The organism is Roseovarius atlanticus (genome assembly GCF_019802205.1).
Classification (GTDB): Bacteria; Pseudomonadota; Alphaproteobacteria; order Rhodobacterales; family Rhodobacteraceae; genus Roseovarius; species Roseovarius atlanticus_A.
In genome coordinates, this window is record NZ_JAHVHQ010000002.1 from 155,717 (window position 1) to 173,226 (window position 17,510).

Consider the following 17,510-nt stretch of genomic DNA (forward strand, 5'->3'; position numbering starts at 1 on the left):
ACCTTAACGTCAGCGCGCCGCTCCAATGTCTTTCAGGAACCCAGAGATAAAGCACACCCGCTCAAACCTTGGATCGACGCACCGCGGCCCGTCGATCGCGCGGCTCGGCACCTGCCTCGCCTCTCCGTCCGCTCCTCACGACGCCAGCACGTTCCGGAAAAGCCACGGATCGCTCTCGTCGATATCCTCGGGAAAATGCTCCCACCGATCCTGCAACGGCGTCCAGTCGGTGTAATGCGCCTCCACCGGGCCCAGATACGGCCGCTGCACCTCGAGGCACCGCGCGTGGTCCATCTCGTCGGTCTCCACGATGCCCGCCTCGGGGTTCTCCAGCGCCCATACCATGCCCGCCAGCACCGCGCTCGTCACCTGAAGGCCAGTGGCGTTCTGGTAGGGCGCAAGGTCCTTGGTCTCCTCGTTCGACAGGCGCGAGCCATACCACATCGCGTTCTTCTCATGCCCGTAAAGCAGCACGCCCAGCTCGTCGATGCCGGTCACGATCTCGTCCACGTCCAGGATCTCGTGCGTGGTCTGCTGACGCCCCGCCCCGAACATTTCGTGCAGCGACAGCACCGCGTCGTCGCAGGGGTGATAGGCATAGTGGCAGGTGGGCCGGAACTCCGGCGCCTCCGCCGCGCCCACCGTGTAGAAATCGGAAATCGAGATCGCCTCGTTATGGGTCACGAGGAACCCGAATTGCGGCCCCGGCGTCGGGCACCACGTATGCACGCGGGTGATCGCCCCGGGCCGTTCCAGCCAGATCCCCGCACGACAGCCCGTGTCATGGCTGTGCCCGTTCTCGGGGAACCACGTCTCATGCGTGCCCCAACCCAGCTCGGCCGGCTGGAACCCCTCGGCGATGAACCCCTCGACCGACCAGGTGTTGACGAAATGCCCCCGCGGGCGCGGCAGGGCGCGCGCCTGCGTGTCCCGTTCGGCGATATGCACACCCTTGACGCCCAGCCCCTGCATCAGCCTGGCCCAGCCGTCCCGGTCCTTCGGCGCCTCCGCGTCCTTGCCGGTGTCGCTGGCCAGCGTCAGCAGCGCTTCCTTCACGAACCAGCTGACCATGCCGGGGTTCGCCCCGCAGCAGCTCACCGCCGTGGTCCCGCCCGGATTGGCCGCCTTCTCATCCCGCACCGCCTGCCGCAAGGCATAGTTCGTCCGCGCCGCGTTGTCCGCCGTGTCGAAATAGTACCCCGCCCACGGCTCCACCACCGTGTCGATGTAAAGCACGCCCTGCTCGCGGCAGAACTTCATAAGATCCAGCGACGAGGTATCCACGCTCAGGTTCACCACGAACCCCTTGCCCGGCTCGATCAGCCCGCCCAGCAAGTCGCGGTAATTCTCCGCCGTCACCGCCTCGGGGACGACCCGCAAGCCAAGCTCGCGCAACGCCTCGTGATTGGCCGCGTTCGGCTCGATCACCACGAACTTGTCCGCATCATAGTCGAAATGCCGCTCGATCAGCGGCCAGGTCCCCTTCGCGATCGAGCCGAAGCCGATCATCACGATGGTCCCGTCGATGCGCCCGTACTTGGGATAATCCTCAGCCATGCCTTGCGTCTCCTCCAGCTTCAAATGCCTTGCAAATGCAAAAGGCCGCGCCCAGCGGCGCGGCCTTCCGGATCAGGTGCTGCAGACCTAAGAGGCTTAGTTCTGCGCGTAGAATTCGATGACCAGGTTCGGTTCCATCATCACCGGGTACGGCACGTCGCCCAAGGACGGCGTCCGCACGAAGGTCGCGGTCAGCTTGGAATTGTCCACGTCGATATAGTCCGGCACGTCGCGCTCGGGCAGTTGCGTGGCTTCCAGGATGGCCGCCATCTGCTTCGAGCGGTCACGAACCTCGATCACGTCGCCTTCCTTAACACGGTAGGACGGGATGTTCACCAGCTTGCCGTTCACGCGCACGTGACGGTGGTTCACGAACTGACGCGCGGCAAAGATGGTCGGCACGAACTTGGCGCGGTAGACGACCGCGTCCAGCCGGCGCTCCAGCAGGCCGATCAGCAGCTCGCCGGTGTCGCCTTTCAGACGCTCGGCCTCGCTGTAGATGCGGCGGAATTGCTTCTCGGTCAGGTCGCCGTAATAGCCTTTCAGCTTCTGCTTGGCGCGCAGCTGCAGGCCGAAGTCGGAAATCTTCGCCTTGCGACGCTGGCCGTGCTGGCCGGGGCCGTATTCGCGGCGGTTGACCGGGGATTTCGGACGCCCCCAGATGTTTTCACCCATCCGGCGGTCGATCTTGTATTTGGCAGCCGTTCTTTTCGTCATCGACTGATCTCCTTCGTTTCAGGTTTCGAAGGGCGTTGTCCTCTCCCTGTCCCGGACTTGATCCGGGATCTCGGGCGACAGGCATCCCCTTGCGGGGGCCACCAACACCAATGAAGCCGCGCTTATATAAGCCTTCGCGGCGGAGTCAACACGTCGTCTCACCCAATCCGCAGGTTTCGCGCAGCGCAGGCGCAGGGTGGGCGAAAACCCACGCGCCCCCCGCCCTCTACTTCAAACCTTGCGCATACTCTTCCAGCTGCGTCGCCACCGTGCCCCAGCCATCGAAGAACCCCATCTCCTCGTGGGTCTTCTTCGCCTCGGGCGACCGATGCCGCGCCGTCGCGGTATAGATCGTGCCCCCCTGACCGTCGTCCTCCAGGTCCAGGATCGCCGTCATGAACGGGTCCGGCACCGGCGCCCATCCCTCGGTATAGGTATCGGTAAAGACCAGCCGCGTCTGGTCGACCACCTCCAGGTAGACACCCTTGTTGTCCATCAGCTGGCCGTCCACGTTCATCACCGTGTTGAACCGCCCGCCGACCCGCAGGTCGATCTCGCATCTCTCGATGCCGTGCGGCTTTGGCACGAAGAAATGCTTGATGTGCTCCGGCGTGGTCCAGCACTCCCAGATCAGCGCGCGCGGCGCCTTCAGGGTGCGGGTAAAGCTCAGGTCGGTCTCGGGATTCAGATTCATGCCTTTCGGTCCTTCATCAGGGTTGCAACGTAATCGTCCAGCCGGTCCAGCCGGCCCTCCCAGATCCGCCGCTGTCCGCTCAGCCAGTCGTCGACCGGGGCGAACGCGTCCGGGGCAAGGGCACAGGTCCGGGTCCGGCCCTGCTTTTCGGAGGTGACCAGCCCGGCCTCCTCCAGCTTTTTCAAGTGGCCCATGAAGGACGGCAGCGCCATGTCATGCGGCGCCGCCAGTTCGCTGACACTCGCCGGGCCGCGGGCCAGCCGCTCAAGGATCACCCGCCGCGTCGGATCGCCCAGCGCGGAGAAACACAGGTCCAGTTTCGAATCATACTTAGCCATACGACTAAGTAATACGGCCACCGGCCTCACGTCAACAACACTTAGTCAAAAAGCTGACTTTCAGCCAAAATTCGCGTGGGGTGGGTGAAACCCAGGCGGCCCCACATGGCCACGGCACACCCCCCGCCCTCGCACGTGCACACTCGGAAAACCGCCGTCCCGGACCTGATCCGGGACCTCCTGCCGCTTTCGTAGGGTGGGTGAAAACCCACGCGGCCCCGTCAAAGCAGCGCGATCGCCAGACCGCGGGATGGCGACCCAACGGGCCTTCGGCGTATTTTATGCTACCCAAATCCGAAAAACACTGCGTCGAGGCACTAACGTCAACCAATCGCCAGCCCGGGGGGCGGTCTGGCGATCGTGCGGCGGCCTTCGGCCCCGGCTCCGCACGTGCACACTTGGAAAAACCGCCGTCCCGGACCTGATCCGGGACCTCCTGCCGCTTTCGTAGGGTGGGTGAAACCCACGCGCCGCCCGCCTCCCAGGCCGCGCCCTACTCCTGCGCCTTCGCCGCGTCCGCCTCGGCCTCTGCTTCGACGTCCGGGTCCGTCAGCGTCGACCACGTGTCGTCGCGCGGCGGGCTGGGCGGCGTCTCGCAGGCCCGCTTGTGGATATTCACCTTGGCGATGAAATGCGCCGATATGGGCGCTGTGACGAACAGGAACGCCATGATCAGCGGCTCGTGATAGGACCTGTCGCCGATCAGGAACGAATGGATCATCGACGCCAGCAGGAACATCCCGATCCCCAGCGTGCCCACCTTGGTGGGCGCGTGCAGGCGCGTCATCGGGTCGTTGAACTTCAGCAGGCCGAACACGCCCACCGTGACGAATCCCGATCCCACCAGCAGGCAGAACGCGACGGCAAGATTTCCGATCTCCAACCAGCTCATTCGATGATGTCCCCCCGCAGGATGAACCGCGCCAGCGCCACGGTGGACACGAAGCCCAGCATCGCGATCAGCAGCGTGACCTCGAAATAGACCTGCACGCCCTGGTAGATGCCCACCATCACCACCAGCCCCAGCGCGTTGATCACCATCGTGTCCAGCGCCAGGATCCGGTCGCCCGGCGTCGGCCCCAGCACCAGCCGCACCATCGACAGGATCTGCCCCAGCGCCAGCGCCACGAAGGAAATCACGATGGCGATGTCCATGATATCGGCAGGGTTGCTCATGCGAAAATCTCCTCCAGCCGGGCCTCGTAGCGGGTCTTGATCTCGTCGCGCACCGCGTCCGGGTCATCGGTGTGCAGCACGTGCACCAGCAGGCTGTGCCCCTCGTCCGACAAATCCGACGACACCGTGCCGGGCGTCAGGGTGATCGTGCCGGCCAGGATGGTGATCGCCTCGGGCTTCACCAGGTCCAGCGGCACCACGATCCAGGCCGGTTTCAGCTTGTCGTTCGGCACCGTCAGCACGATCCAGGCCACCTGCAGGTTGGCGATGATGATATCCCAGATCACGATCAGGCCATAGGTGAACATCCGGAACAGGTTGAAGCCTTTGGGCGTGTCCGGCCACCAGATCGACGTCATCCACGGGATGATGATCCCCAGGATAAGCCCGAACACCGCCATCCCGGCGGAAAACCCATTCTGCAACAGCACCCAGACCAGCGTCAGCAGCAGGGTCAGGAACGGATGCGGAAACAGCCAGTAGAACGCGCGTGTCATGTCAGTGCCCCCCGTTCTCTTGCTCGTCCGCGCCATGGCCCGCGTCGCTCTCGCCATGGGTCGCGTCATCGCCGTGGCTCTCGGCACCGTGGCTCTCGTCGCCATGGCCGTCATCACCATGGCCGCCCTTGGCCTTGTCCTCGGGCCGGCCCAGCTTGCCCGGCGTCTCCAGCACCGTCGAGATATAAGGCTCCGGCGCGAACAGCTGCGCCGAAATCGCCCGCGTGTACCCGTGCACCTGCCCGGCAAACACCGTATGCGCGATCAACAGCGCGATCAGCCCGCCCACGGCGGTATAGCTCAGCGCGGACGGGGCCGCCACCACCGGCGCCCCCTCGGGCCGCGCGATGCTGCGCGCCTTCCAGAACACGTTGCTGCCCGCCCGGGCAAATCCCACCACGCTGATCAGGCTCGAGGCCAGCACCACCGCCCAGATCCACGGCATCTGCACGCTGTCATAGGCCGCGTCCAGCACCAGGAGCTTGCCCAGGAACCCGGACAGCGGCGGCAGGCCCGCCATGGCAATCGCGCCCACGAAAAACAGCCCCGCCGTCAGCGCCGCCCCCGACACCGGCGGCTGCGCCGTCAGGTTCAGGTTGTCGCGCCCCGACCGCGCCAGGTCGGTGATCAGGAACAGGATCGCGCCCGCCAGCGTCGAATGCACGATGTAATAGAGCGCCGCCGCGATCCCGTCCTCGGTGAAAAGCGCAATCGCCACCATCACCATGCCCATCGACCCGATGATCGAGAACGCCACCAGCCGGTCCAGCTTCTTGGCCGCCAGCACGCCGATCATGCCTATCGCCAGCGACACCAGTGCGGCGGGCATCAGCCACACCACATGCAGCCCCGCCGTCGCCTCCAGGTCGGGCGGAAAGATCATCGTGTAGACCCGGATGATGGCATAGGCCCCCACCTTGGTCATGATCGCAAAGAGGGCCGCCACGGGCGCCGGCGCCTCGGCATAGCTCGACGGCAGCCAGAAATGCAGCGGCACCAGCGCCGCCTTGATGGCGAATACCAAGAGCAGCAGCACCGCCGCCACCCGGATGCCCACCGTCTCCTCCGCGCCGATCTGCGTCACCCGCTCGGCCAGGTCCGCCATGTTCAGCGTCCCCGCCTCGGCATAGATCGAACCCAGCGCGAACAGGAACAGCGTCGAGCCGATGAGGTTGTAGAGCACATATTGCACCCCCGCCCGCAACCGCTCGTTGCCGCCCGCATGGATCATCAGACCGTAGGACGCGATCAGCAGCACCTCGAAGAACACGAACAGGTTGAAGAGGTCGCCGGTCAGGAACGCGCCCATGATCCCCATCAGCTGGAACTGGAACAGCGCGTGGAAATGCCACCCCCGCTCGTCCCATTTCGACCCGATGGCATACAGCAGCACGAACAGCGCCAGCACCGAGGTCAGCAGCACCATTAGCGTCGACAGCCTGTCGCCCACCAGCACGATGCCGAAGGGCGCGGCCCAGTCGCTCAGCTGGTAGAGGATCACGTCGCCGTCCGACACGCTCCACGCCAGGCTCGCCGAAATGGCGATCAGCGCCACCACACCCGCGACCGAGAACGCCCGCTGGATCCCGAAATGAAACCGCGCGGCCAGCACGATGAACGGCGCCAGCAGCGCCGGCAGCACGACGGGCGCGATAATCCAATGGGTCATTGCTGGCCCTCCGCCTGCGCGTCGTCCTGGTCTTCCACCTCGGGCTGGTCGTCCACGTGGTCGTCATCCGCGCCCAGGAACGACCCCAGCGCGATCATCACCACCACCGCCGTCATCCCGAACGAGATCACGATGGCCGTCAGAACCAGCGCCTGCGGCAGCGGATCGGTATAGGTCTCGACCCCGTCCACCAGAACCGGCGGTGCCCCCACGGTCAGCCGCCCCGAGGCAAACAGGAACACGTTCACCGCATAGGTCAGCAGCGAAATCCCCAGGATCACCGGGAAGGTCCGCAGCCGCAGCACAAGGTAAAGCCCGCCCGCGGTCATGACACCGATGGCCGATGCAACAAGAAACTCCATCAGACAGGCCCCCCGCTTGCGCCCACCGTTTTCGGCGGGTCATCCCGTGACGGGTCGATATCCATCGGGTGCTCCGTATCCGGCGTATGCGCCCGCCGCGCCAGCCGCGAGAAGCTCTCGAGGCTCAGCATCACCGCGCCCACAACGGCCAGGAACACGCCCAGGTCGAACAGTGCCGCGGTCGCCAGTTCGAACTTCTCGAAGGGCGGAATGCGCACATAGGTGAAATCCGAGGTCAGGAACGGCTTGCCCACGAACCACGACCCGATGCCGGTCAGCCCCGCGATCAGCACGCCCGCGCCAATCACCCCGTGATAGGGATAGCGCAACCGCTGCGAGGTCCAGGCGAAACCGCTCGCCATGTACTGCATCACCACGCCGATCGACACGACCAGACCGGCGATGAACCCGCCGCCGGGCTCGTTATGGCCGCGCAGGAAGATATAGAAGCCGACCATCAGAACCACCGGCATGATCACCCGCGTCAGCACCACCATCATCATCGGATGCATGTCGCCCGCGCGCGGCTGATCCGGCGTGCGGTTCAGCAGCCGCGCCCGCACCTTGCTGTTCAGCAGCGTCTCGGTCAGCGCATAGATCAACAGCGCCGCGATCCCCAGCACGATGATCTCGCCATAGGTGTCAAAGCCCCGGAAATCGACAAGGATCACGTTCACCACGTTGGTGCCGCCGCCGCCTTTGTAGGAATTGGCAAGGTGATACTCGGAAATCGGGCTGCTCACCGCGTCTCGCAGAAGGTAGTGATAGGACAGCGCGAATGTCGCCAGCCCGCCGACCACGCCCACGCCCGCATCGCGCACCCGGCGCAGCAGGCTGCTTTCCACCGGCGTCGTCTTGGGCAGGAAATTCAGCGCCAAGAGCAGCAGGATGATCGTCACCACCTCTACGGTGAACTGCGTCATCGCCAGGTCCGGCGCGCTGAAGAAGATGAAGCCGACCGATACCATCAGCCCGACGATGCCGATCAGGATCAGCGAGAAGAAGCGGTTGCGATGCAACAGCACCAGCGCCCCCGTCGCCGCCACCAGCATCAGCCACCCGGCGATGGTCACCGCACTCGGCGCCTGCATCTCGCGCGTGGCCTCGGCCACCGTGCCCGTCACCCAGGCATAGTATCCCGCCACGATGATCGCCGCCGACCCCACCGCGGCATAGCGCGTGAACGACCCGTTGTGAATCGGATGGATCAACGCCCGCGCCCCCGCCGCCGCCGTCTCGACGATCCACTCGAAGATCACCTTGGCCTCGGGCCGCGGCGCCGCGTCCCACAGCTTCAGCAACGGCTTGAACAGCATCAGCACGATCAGCCCGCCCACCACGGCGGCGATAGACATGTACAGCGCCGGCACCAGACCGTGCCATATCTTGATGTATTTCACCTCCAGCGGCTCGACCCCGCCAATGACGGCCTTGGCCACCAGGAACACGAAATCCTGCACCAGGAACGGGGCCACGCCGATCACCACCACCAGCACGACCAGGATCGCGGGCGGCAGCCACATGCCCGCCGGCGGATCATGCGGCTTGGCCGGGTAATCGTCGCGCACCGGCCCAAGGAAGGTGTGCGAGATGAAGCGAAAGCAATAGGCCGCCGAAAAGAGCGAGCCAATAACGGCAAGCGCCGGCACGAACCACCACGCATCGAACAACACGGTATGGTTGGCCTCCTCCAGCATCATTTCCTTCGACAAGAAGCCGTTGAGGAACGGAATCCCCGCCATCGACAGCGCCGCCAGCGTGGCGATGACGAACGTCACCGGCATCAGTTTGCGCAAGCCGCCCAACAGACGGATATCCCGCGTATGCGCCTCGTGGTCGATGATCCCGGCCGACATGAACAGCGCCGCCTTGAACGTCGCGTGGTTCAGGATGTGGAACACCGCCGCCATCGCCCCGAACGCCGTCCCGGTGCCCAAGAGCATCGTGATCAGCCCCAGGTGACTGACCGTCGAGAACGCCAGCAGCGCCTTCAGGTCATGCTTGAAAAGCGCGATCACCGCGCCCAGCACCATCGTGATCAGCCCCGCCGTGGTGACAATCACGAACCATTCCGGCGTGCCCGACAGAACCGGCCACATCCGCGCCATCAGGAAGATCCCCGCCTTCACCATCGTTGCCGAATGCAGGTAGGCGCTGACGGGCGTGGGGGCCGCCATCGCGTGCGGCAACCAGAAATGGAACGGGAACTGCGCAGACTTGGTAAAGCACCCCAGCAGGATCAGGATCAGCGCCGGCACGTACATCGGATCGGCCTGGATCATCTCGCGGTTTTGCAGGATCACGCTCAGGTCGTAACTGCCCACGATCTGGCCCAGAATCAGCATCCCCCCGATCATCGCCAGGCCACCCATGCCGGTCACCGCCAGCGCCATCCGCGCGCCCTGCCGGCCCTCGGGCAGATGCTTCCAGTATCCGATCAGCAGGAAGGACGATAGTGACGTCAGCTCCCAGAACACCAGCAAAAGCAGGATGTTATCGCTCAGGACGATCCCCACCATCGCGCCCTGGAACAGCAGCAGGTAGGTGAAGAACTCGCCCATATGGTCTTCGCGGCTCAGGTATTGCCGGCCATAGGCGATGATCAGCATCCCGATGCCCAGGATCAGGAAGGCAAAGAAAAACCCCAGCCCGTCCAGCATCAGCGTGAAGTTCAGGCCCAGCGCCGGCATCCAGTCGATCTGCGCCATCACCGTGCCCCCGGCCAGAACCGTCGGAAGGTTGGTCAAAAGCCCGATGAACGCGGCCAGCGAAACCGTGAACGTGACCCCTGCACAGGACGACCGCCCCGCCGAATTCATCAAGCCCGGCAAAAGGGCGCCGAAAAACGGAAGTGCTACGATAAAGAAGAGGGACACGCGAACTCCTTGGCGTAACAGTTTCGTAAATTCCGACCTAAACTGCATCCCAGCGACGAAAGCGCAAGGAAAAACGACCGAAATTGTCGGTTATAATCCTGCGTTATCGCGCCATAAAATCAGATGCATGCATCGTGGCACCCGCGCGGCGGCGGGGGCGCCGTGACAATCTGTCCGGGCGGCTCAGGCCGCCTCGTGCTGAAGGATCGCCGCCTCCGACGCGCTCAGGTTGCGCCGCGCGAATCCGCCATAGGTCTGCGGCTCGAATTCCAGCGTGGGATTGTACTCCAACAGCCGCTTGCGGTCCTCGTCGTCCAGCGCCTGAAGCGACGCGGACGCGGGATGAAAGCTCTCGGTCTCCACCCCGTTGGCCCACAACACCTGGTGGCGCGGCAACAGCAGGTGCACATAGGTCACCTCCCGCACCGCCAGGTCGATCGTGATGTTGCGCCCGTTCACCAGGTCCTTGGCCGACACCAGCACCTCGGGCGTGTTGTAAAGCGCCTGCGCGATCTCGCCCTCGACCAGCATCCGGTGTTCGGGGCTGACCAGCAGCTCCTCGTCCGGCCGCTCGACGCCCAGCGCGCCCGCGCGAATGCGCACCGGCCGCAGGTGCGGCATGGCGAACAGCCGCGCGCCGCTCATCCTCCGGCTGCCGATCCACTGGATCTCTTCCGCGCCGTTGTCCTTGGTCTGCACGTAATCGCCTTCGCGCAGCTCCTCGACCAGCCGTGGCCCGTCCGGCGTCTCGATCCGCGTGCCGGGGGTGAAACAGATCACCCCGCCGCTTTCCACGTCCGTCGTCTGGCTGCGATGCGCGCCCAGCGACTGGTGCACGATCCACATCTCGGTATTCCTGGGAGGGATGTCATCGAGGAACATCAGCAGGGGCGGCGCACCGTGCCCCACCTCGATCAGCGTGATGGTATAGCTGCGCACCCCATTGGTCACCACGAATCCGCTGTCCATCAGCGGCTCGTGCACCTCCACCTCGTCCAGCCTGGTCGTTCCCGTGCGCGCCGCCGTCACCAGCCGCCGCACCAGCTTTGCCGCGCATTTGCGGCTCATTGCGTCCCGTTCCGTCCGCTCAAGGCGCAGTACTTCATTGGGCCCGTCCACCCGCACCAGATCCCCGCGCCAGGACCATGCGGCCCCCACGTCAAGAGACTGGACAGGGGCGGCGTCCAAACCGTCCACTTCCGTCTGCGACCAGGAGATGACGAACGCGCCCCGAAAGGTCGTTCCCATTGCCTGTATGCCTGCCTTTTTAAGTCTTTTTTTGTCTTTTTGTGCGGGCAGGCTAGCAAAAACGAATCAGCCTGCAAAGTGTTAACAAAGGGTTACGGTCAGAATCTCAGGCGCAGTCGCACCGATCCCACAAGCTGGCTTTCCTTCTGCGCCTCGAATTCCTCGCCCAGCCAGGTCAGCCCGTAGAAAATCGTGCTGCCGCCTTCGCCCTGCCAGTTGACGCCGGTGCGCACCCGTGTCCGCGCATCGGTCAGCTGGATGCCCCGGTCCCGGTTCAACAGCTCGCTGCTGTCCACATAGGCCGTGTCGGCCCCGAAGACAAAGCTCGCACCGGGCGCCTCGTTGCCCTGCACCGCGACATAGCGCTGGCCCGTCACCGGGTCGCGCACCAGCAACCCGCCGCGCCCGCGCTGGCCGATCGTCATGTCGAAGCCCACGCGCGCCAGCGTCTCGAACCCCCAGCGCCCCTCGACGAAGGGCCGGATCTCGGCGTTGCCGCCCAGGTCGAAGGCGCGCCCCGCCTCCATCACCAGTTCGGGGTTCACGTCATTGCTGACCTGGTTGCGCCGCACCCGGCCGGAAATGTTACGCCCGCCCAGCGCCTCGTGCAGGAACTTCTGGAAATCGTCGAGTCCGGTCTGCGGCCCGGTCACCACCACGTCCGCGCCCACGGCAAAATCCATCGCGCCACGGGCAAAATGCGTGTGCAGCCCCAGCGACAGCGCCCCGCCGAAGGGCCGGTCGCCCGGCGCCGGAGTGTTCAGGTTCTGCGGCGCCACGACCCGTCCGCCGAAACGCAGTTCCAGCACCTCGCCAAAGCCCTGCGGCAGGCGCCCGGTCCAGCCCGGCCCCCAGACACGGCTGGTCTGGATCGAGCCGGTCTGCCAGCGGTCGTGCAGGTCGCCCACGATGTCGTTGGTCGCCAGCCAACCATAGCCGATGCGCTCGCGCGGGCCTGCCTCGGCGGCCTGCCCGGCCAGGAGCACCGCGAAAATGGTCAGAAAATTTGCAAGGAGGCGCGTCATGTCCGTTGTCCCATACTCGTCGCCCCCCCGGGCCTTGACGTGGTACACCGAAAGCGCGGCACAGAGCCATCGCCCACGTCCCGAATTTCCGCATCGTGGGCTTCGCGCAACATGTCGTCAGACCGGCCCCGCGCCATGAGCCTGGGGTATCGAATGACGGCTGCGCGGGGCACAGCGGGATTTCGCTGCGGCTGCGCCAATAGACCGCTCTTAGGCCGCGTGCAAAATGAGTGTTATGAAATGAGTGTTGGACCGTCGCAGCATACGCCGACTGCTAGGTTGTCCAGACGAAGCTTCACGTGCGCAAGCTGGCGAATTGACGACGCCAACATCTATACTCTTTTGAATGCCCATGAATGGCGCAGCAGCCTGTCTCGGACATCTTCATGTGGCGGAGGCGAAAGCTCCCCCATCAAGATCAGTTCCAAAACCTGCCAGCAGGCCGTTAGGTTCGCACTGTTCTTTTCGGATATGTTGTTTCGCAATAAGAAGTATCTTGTTGAGGTTCCCAGAAGCGAATCTTCAAGATCATCTTCGACTTTGTGCAAAACATATCCGCGGTAGACGATATCGCGGACTTCGGGAGTGTCTAAGACCCACGTACAATAGGCCTCGCCCACAGTAACGGGCAGAATCTTAGCATCTGTTGCGATTGGCGCCGCTTCCGAAAGGACCAGATATTCCTGAAACCATGGCCAAGTTTGGTATTCGGTAAAATCTGTCATGATCTCATAAGAGGGTTTCGTCATCCCAACTGATTTGTCTCCTATGCCAATGTACTTGCATGTAAGGGAAAAAGACATTCATGCACAATGCAGCATTAAGCAAATTGGACTCGAACCCGGCTTTCTCCGCAAGGTGCATGAAGGTCTGCAATGCGGGACTTTGCTGCCGTTCCAGACGAAGGCTATCGTCAGCCCCTGGGATGGCGATCCCACGGCAATTCTGAAGCGCTTTATGCCTGCCAAACACATCCTCAGAAGGATCGTTGCGCCCAGCCTCAGCCAAATCGCCAGCCCAAGGGAGGGGCTGACGATGGCCGGGCCGCTGCGCGGCTGTTAACCGGCTGGATGCTCGAACCCGATGTCTCACAAGGGCTCCAACCGGACACACGCCCGCTGCTCGGCTACACTGACGCAAACCACGTCGTTTCTGCCTCTGAAATGTCGCCGCGTGTCCACACCGGCCCGCATCGCCGCGCCCGCATCGCCTTCGCCCTCACCCTCATCCGACAGACCATCGCGGGCGGGTCTCGCCGAGCGTCTGCCGGGTTTCGGGCGTCCACTGGCCCAATCCCAGAGCACGGTCCGTTCACCCGGCCAAGTCGCGAAACTCGCACCGTCGCGATACCACCCGGATACCGACGCGATACCGACGTTCCGATTTCCCGAATTTTCGCGCGGTTAACCTTCGAGTCGCCGCATCCAGAATTGCAGGGGGTGATCGGTCTCCTCGGACTGGTCGATATCCTTCCAGCGATAGGTCGCGACCGCCCCCTCCACGGGGGCATATCCGCGCTTGCGCCAGAAGCCGTCCAGGGGTCGATAAGTCTCTGGCTTCATTGGATGATCCGTCGGCCTGACGACCCCGCAAAAGGCGACATAGTCGCGGCCCAGCGCCCGTGCATGGGCCTCCCGCGCATCAAAGAACGCATGGCCCAGCCCGCGGCCGCGGTACTCGGGCAGCAAGACACTCTCGGCATAATAAAAGATATCTTTCATATCAATATCTTGCCCGGAAAATGCCGCTCCGAAATCCTCGGCATGATCCTCCATCGGCGTGCCCGTCGAGGCCCCGACCAGCCGGTCGCCGTCGAACGCCGCCACCACGATCGCGTCCTCGCTCTGCCGATAGGGCTCCAGATAGGCGCGCTCATAGGCGGCGTCGCCATCGTAAAGGTATGGAAAGTCACGGAAAACCGTGATCCGCAGCTGCGCCACATCGTCCAGCGCCGCCACCAGGTTTTCGCCGGTCAGCCGTTCGACCCGCATCAGGCGTTGACCTGTTTGATCCAGTCCGCCAGGTTGTAATAGGTCACGACCCGGGTGATCTTGTTGTTTTCCAAAGAGAAAAACGACCCGGCAGGCAGCTTGTACGACTGCCCCTTCGCCTCGGGCAGCCCCGCGTCGGTCTCCAGGTAGGTGCCGTTCACGACGTATTCCGCCGCCCCGCGCGTGCCAGCCTCGGCCTCGAAAATAACCATGTTATCAAGGTGTTCTCTATAGCAGCGGCTCATATGCACGCAGAATTCGGCAAAGGCCTCCTTGCCCCGGCGCACCTGCCCTTCGTTGACGTGGTGCGCCACATCCTCGCTCAGGCAGTCCAGCATGCCATCCACGTCGCCGTTGTTGAACGCTTCGAAATAGGCGGAGATCACATTTTTTGCAGTCATTTCATATCCTTGGGATCGCCCCACCGTCGTTTGAGATGCTCCACGATCTGGTCGCGGGTCTGTCGGTAGGCATTCAGCTTCGCTTCCCGCGTTTCACCCAGCCCGGTCGGGTCCAGGATCGGCCAGTAGACCACATCGAGGTGAAAAACCCGTGTCAGATCAAGGGCTTTTCGCTGGCTCGCAGGGCTGAGCGCGACCACCAGATCGAACGAGGACAGGTCGTCGCCCCACTGCTCCATCTCGTCAAAGCTTCGGGTCCGGTGCCGCGCGAGCTCGACCCCTATCTCGTCACAGACCGCAATCGAGAACCCGTCGATGTCCATGTCCCCTTTGACCCCGGCCGATTGGACATAAGTATCCGTGCCATATAGCTTTTTCATGATGCCCTCGGCCATGGGCGAACGCGCGGAATTGTGGTCGCAGCAAAACAAAACGGACTGAGGAAGCTCCTCGACCATCTGCGTCAGCTCCCGAAATGCAGCACGCAGATCAGCGTGAACAGGCGCCGCGCGGTGTCGGTGTCGACCTTCGCCTTGCCGTCCAGCCGCTCCTCCAGCACCCGCGCACCTTCGTTGTGGATGCCGCGGCGCGCCATGTCGATGGTCTCGATCTGGCTTGGCGGCATGTTCTTCACCGCGTCGAAATAACTTTCGCAGATCGCCCAGTAATCCTTCACGACTTGCCTAAAGGGCGACAATGAAAGGTGAAATTCCGCCGCTGGCGCATCGTCTTCGGTACGGATATCGAACACGAGCCGCTTCTCGCGGATCGACAGACCGACACGGTAGGGCCCGTCGGGCGCCACCCGGTCATCGCGGATCGGCAGGCTGAAAGAGTTCTCCTCGATCAGGTCGAACATGGCCACTTTCCGCTCCTGCTCGATCTCGGGCGTGGGCGGAGGCAGGTTGGCGTCATCCAACTCGATATGACAGATACGGCTCATGGGTCATCTCTTCGGCAGTCTCGGTCCTGCCTACCCCACCAGATGTAAGCGGGCAATGCAGCCAAGCGTCGGTACGAGGTGTTTTTGCGACGCTGTGACATGCGCGGCAGGCCGAAACACCTGAAAGGCAGGAGGCCTAGCCCTGGTTCAGCTTGTCCAGCCGAGCGCGTACCGACAGCCCGTGCGCCTCCAGGCTTTCAGACTGCGCCAGTGTTTCCGCCGCGGGTCCGATTGCCCTGAGCGATCCCGGCGTCATCCGCGCCATCGTCGTTTTCTTCATGAAGTCCAGAACGTTGAGACCGCTGGAAAAGCGGGCGGAGCGGGCTGTGGGAAGCACGTGATTTGGCCCACCGACGTAATCTCCGATAGCTTCCGGCGTCCAGGCTCCAAGGAAAATCGCACCTGCATGGGTGATTTTCGCCGCCAGCGCCTCGGGCTCGGCCACGCACAATTCCAGGTGCTCGGGCGCGATTCTGTCGGCCAGCCTTGCAGCGTCTTCCATGTCGTCCACCACGATCACCGCGCCGAAATCACGCCAGCTCGCCCCGGCAATGGCCCGGCGCTCCAGCGTTTCCAGGCGTGCCTCGATCGCCGTCTCCACAGCGTCCGCAAAGGCGGAGTCGTCGGTGATCAACAGTGCCTGAGCACTCTCGTCGTGTTCCGCCTGGCTCAGCATGTCGAGCGCGATCCAGTCCGGCTCGTTGTCGCGATCCGCGATCACCAGGATCTCGGACGGCCCTGCGATCATGTCGATCCCGACCTTGCCGAAAACCCGCCGCTTGGCCGCAGCGACATAGGCGTTGCCCGGCCCGGTGATCTTGTCGACCGGCGCGATGCTCTCGGTTCCATAGGCAAGCGCAGCCACGGCCTGCGCGCCGCCCACCCGGTAAATCTCGTCTACTCCGGCGATCTGCGCTGCCGCCAGAACCGCCGGATTGGCCACACCATCGGGCGTGGGCACCACGATCGCCAGCCTTTCCACGCCGGCCACCTTGGCCGGTATCGCATTCATCAATACCGAAGACGGATATGACGCCAGGCCGCCGGGCACGTACAATCCCGCCGCGCTGACCGCCGACCAGCGCCACCCGAGTGTCGCACCGCATTCGTCCTGCCACGAGGCGTCTTCGGGCAGTTGGCGTTCGTGATAGGTCCGGATACGTGCGGCGGCCATTTCCAGCGCCTCTCGCTCTTCATGGGGAACCCGGGCCACCAATGCCTCGATTTCATCGCGTGAAAAGCGCAACGTGGCCGGGGTCAGGTCCAAGCGGTCGAATTTTGCCGTCAGCTCGATCAGTGCCGCGTCACCGCGTGTCCTGACATCGGCGATGATACCCGCGACGGTCTCATCCACGTCCGGACTGTCCTCGCGCTTGGCGCTCAGAAGCGCCGTGAAGCGGCTTTCGAAATCGTCGTCCTTCGTCGTCAGTCGCACGGGCATGGGCATTCTCCTGTCGCGGCGCAGACTTAGACCGGGCGCGCCGGTCGCTCAAGGGCCTTTGCCGTGTTCATGTCGGACGGATCAGCGCGGTAGGCTGCCTGTGTAATCGACCAGGATACGCAAACCCGAGAGGCTCGAATCCGCGATCAGACGCCGGGTGAACGCCACGGCCCCAGTTCAGAAAGGGTCCGGATCGACCTTTTGCGAAGACAGGTAAGCCTCGACCTCCGGGCGCGTCGTCCCGTCCTCCTCGCGCCAGTCACGCAGAAATGTGTACCAGTCGTCGGCCGAGGGCGGCCCGAATTCTTCGGGAGCATCGCGCCCCGCGCCCATGGCCGTCACCAGCGCCGCCAGCCATCTGCCATGCAATTGCTTGTCGACCTGGCCAAGTCCTGCTCGATCGAGTTGGGCCAGCCCCCCCTTCTGCGACCCGGCCGCACAGCTCGGGCGAGCCGGAAAGATCCTTCAGCAACGCCAGTTGAGCCCGCTGGATCTCCAACAGCGGCCCCCGTCCGGCAAGACTGAGATATAGATCAGGACGACCCCAAGCGGCACGGCGACCATGACGAAACGCG

The 17,510-nt window shown here is 63.8% G+C and carries 20 protein-coding genes; 1 reads left to right on the forward strand and 19 read right to left on the reverse strand.

The window, feature by feature from the left end; genetic code table 11:
* Positions 1-135: 135 nt before the first annotated feature.
* The 13 genes from KUV49_RS00840 to KUV49_RS00900 all read right to left on the reverse strand — a co-directional run bounded on the left by KUV49_RS00840 (position 136) and on the right by KUV49_RS00900 (position 12,884).
* Positions 136-1,557 carry a homospermidine synthase gene (locus KUV49_RS00840; protein ID WP_222451185.1) on the reverse strand — a complete coding sequence of 474 codons (1,422 nt, stop codon included), beginning with the start codon at positions 1,555-1,557 and terminating at the stop codon, positions 136-138.
* 96 nt (positions 1,558-1,653) lie between these two features.
* The gene (gene rpsD / locus KUV49_RS00845; RefSeq protein ID WP_222451186.1) at positions 1,654-2,274 is read right to left on the reverse strand and encodes a 30S ribosomal protein S4; all 621 of its coding nucleotides are present in this window, start codon (positions 2,272-2,274) and stop codon (positions 1,654-1,656) included.
* Positions 2,275-2,500: 226 nt separating this feature from the next.
* On the reverse strand, positions 2,501-2,968 hold the full coding sequence (locus KUV49_RS00850) for an SRPBCC family protein (protein WP_222451187.1): 468 nt from the start codon (positions 2,966-2,968) through the stop codon (positions 2,501-2,503).
* Positions 2,965-3,306, reverse strand: coding sequence for an ArsR/SmtB family transcription factor (locus KUV49_RS00855; protein WP_222451188.1), 342 nt, complete (start codon positions 3,304-3,306; stop codon positions 2,965-2,967). The genes KUV49_RS00850 and KUV49_RS00855 overlap by 4 nt, the downstream gene beginning before the upstream one ends.
* A gap of 493 nt (positions 3,307-3,799) precedes the next feature.
* Entirely contained in the window at positions 3,800-4,198 is a 399-nt protein-coding gene (locus KUV49_RS00860) for a cation:proton antiporter (protein ID WP_152496531.1), read from the reverse strand.
* Positions 4,195-4,461 carry a K+/H+ antiporter subunit F gene (locus KUV49_RS00865; protein WP_410000774.1) on the reverse strand — a complete coding sequence of 89 codons (267 nt, stop codon included), beginning with the start codon at positions 4,459-4,461 and terminating at the stop codon, positions 4,195-4,197. Before KUV49_RS00865 ends, KUV49_RS00860 begins: the two co-directional genes overlap by 4 nt.
* A 17-nt stretch (positions 4,462-4,478) precedes the next feature.
* A complete protein-coding gene (locus KUV49_RS00870) occupies positions 4,479-4,979 on the reverse strand; it encodes a Na+/H+ antiporter subunit E (RefSeq protein ID WP_222451189.1) in 501 nt (166 codons plus the stop codon).
* A 1-nt stretch (position 4,980) separates the two neighbouring features.
* Positions 4,981-6,648 (reverse strand): monovalent cation/H+ antiporter subunit D, encoded by a 1,668-nt coding sequence (locus KUV49_RS00875; RefSeq protein WP_222451190.1) that lies wholly within the window; start codon positions 6,646-6,648, stop codon positions 4,981-4,983.
* Positions 6,645-7,010 (reverse strand): Na+/H+ antiporter subunit C, encoded by a 366-nt coding sequence (locus tag KUV49_RS00880; RefSeq protein ID WP_222451191.1) that lies wholly within the window; start codon positions 7,008-7,010, stop codon positions 6,645-6,647. The genes KUV49_RS00875 and KUV49_RS00880 overlap by 4 nt, the downstream gene beginning before the upstream one ends.
* Positions 7,010-9,886: a monovalent cation/H+ antiporter subunit A gene (locus tag KUV49_RS00885; RefSeq protein ID WP_222451192.1), complete on the reverse strand. Its 2,877-nt coding sequence runs from the start codon at positions 9,884-9,886 to the stop codon at positions 7,010-7,012. The genes KUV49_RS00880 and KUV49_RS00885 overlap by 1 nt, the downstream gene beginning before the upstream one ends.
* A 183-nt stretch (positions 9,887-10,069) precedes the next feature.
* A complete protein-coding gene (locus KUV49_RS00890) occupies positions 10,070-11,134 on the reverse strand; it encodes a Hint domain-containing protein (RefSeq protein ID WP_222451193.1) in 1,065 nt (354 codons plus the stop codon).
* 98 nt (positions 11,135-11,232) lie between these two features.
* A complete protein-coding gene (locus KUV49_RS00895) occupies positions 11,233-12,159 on the reverse strand; it encodes a lipid A-modifier LpxR family protein (RefSeq protein WP_222451194.1) in 927 nt (308 codons plus the stop codon).
* Positions 12,160-12,491: 332 nt separating this feature from the next.
* Positions 12,492-12,884 carry a hypothetical protein gene (locus KUV49_RS00900; protein ID WP_222451195.1) on the reverse strand — a complete coding sequence of 131 codons (393 nt, stop codon included), beginning with the start codon at positions 12,882-12,884 and terminating at the stop codon, positions 12,492-12,494.
* A 49-nt stretch (positions 12,885-12,933) separates the two neighbouring features.
* On the opposite strand from KUV49_RS00900, the gene KUV49_RS00905 reads away from it, so the two are divergent.
* Positions 12,934-13,221 (forward strand): hypothetical protein, encoded by a 288-nt coding sequence (locus KUV49_RS00905; RefSeq protein WP_222451196.1) that lies wholly within the window; start codon positions 12,934-12,936, stop codon positions 13,219-13,221.
* Between the two features lie 341 nt (positions 13,222-13,562).
* Here the strand turns inward: KUV49_RS00905 and KUV49_RS00910 are convergent, their stop codons facing one another.
* The 6 genes from KUV49_RS00910 to KUV49_RS00935 all read right to left on the reverse strand — a co-directional run bounded on the left by KUV49_RS00910 (position 13,563) and on the right by KUV49_RS00935 (position 17,304).
* A complete protein-coding gene (locus tag KUV49_RS00910; RefSeq protein ID WP_222451197.1) occupies positions 13,563-14,150 on the reverse strand; it encodes a GNAT family N-acetyltransferase in 588 nt (195 codons plus the stop codon).
* Positions 14,150-14,551, reverse strand: a complete 402-nt coding sequence (locus KUV49_RS00915; RefSeq protein WP_222451198.1) for a ketosteroid isomerase-related protein — start codon at positions 14,549-14,551, stop codon at positions 14,150-14,152. Before KUV49_RS00915 ends, KUV49_RS00910 begins: the two co-directional genes overlap by 1 nt.
* Positions 14,548-15,009 carry a low molecular weight phosphatase family protein gene (locus KUV49_RS00920; RefSeq protein ID WP_152491196.1) on the reverse strand — a complete coding sequence of 154 codons (462 nt, stop codon included), beginning with the start codon at positions 15,007-15,009 and terminating at the stop codon, positions 14,548-14,550. The genes KUV49_RS00915 and KUV49_RS00920 overlap by 4 nt, the downstream gene beginning before the upstream one ends.
* Before the next feature lie 5 nt (positions 15,010-15,014).
* On the reverse strand, positions 15,015-15,494 hold the full coding sequence (locus KUV49_RS00925) for a UPF0262 family protein (RefSeq protein ID WP_152491195.1): 480 nt from the start codon (positions 15,492-15,494) through the stop codon (positions 15,015-15,017).
* A gap of 136 nt (positions 15,495-15,630) precedes the next feature.
* Positions 15,631-16,935, reverse strand: coding sequence for a histidinol dehydrogenase (gene hisD, locus KUV49_RS00930; protein WP_222451199.1), 1,305 nt, complete (start codon positions 16,933-16,935; stop codon positions 15,631-15,633).
* Positions 16,936-17,112: 177 nt separating this feature from the next.
* On the reverse strand, positions 17,113-17,304 hold the full coding sequence (locus KUV49_RS00935) for a hypothetical protein (protein ID WP_222451200.1): 192 nt from the start codon (positions 17,302-17,304) through the stop codon (positions 17,113-17,115).
* Positions 17,305-17,510 lie beyond the last annotated feature (206 nt).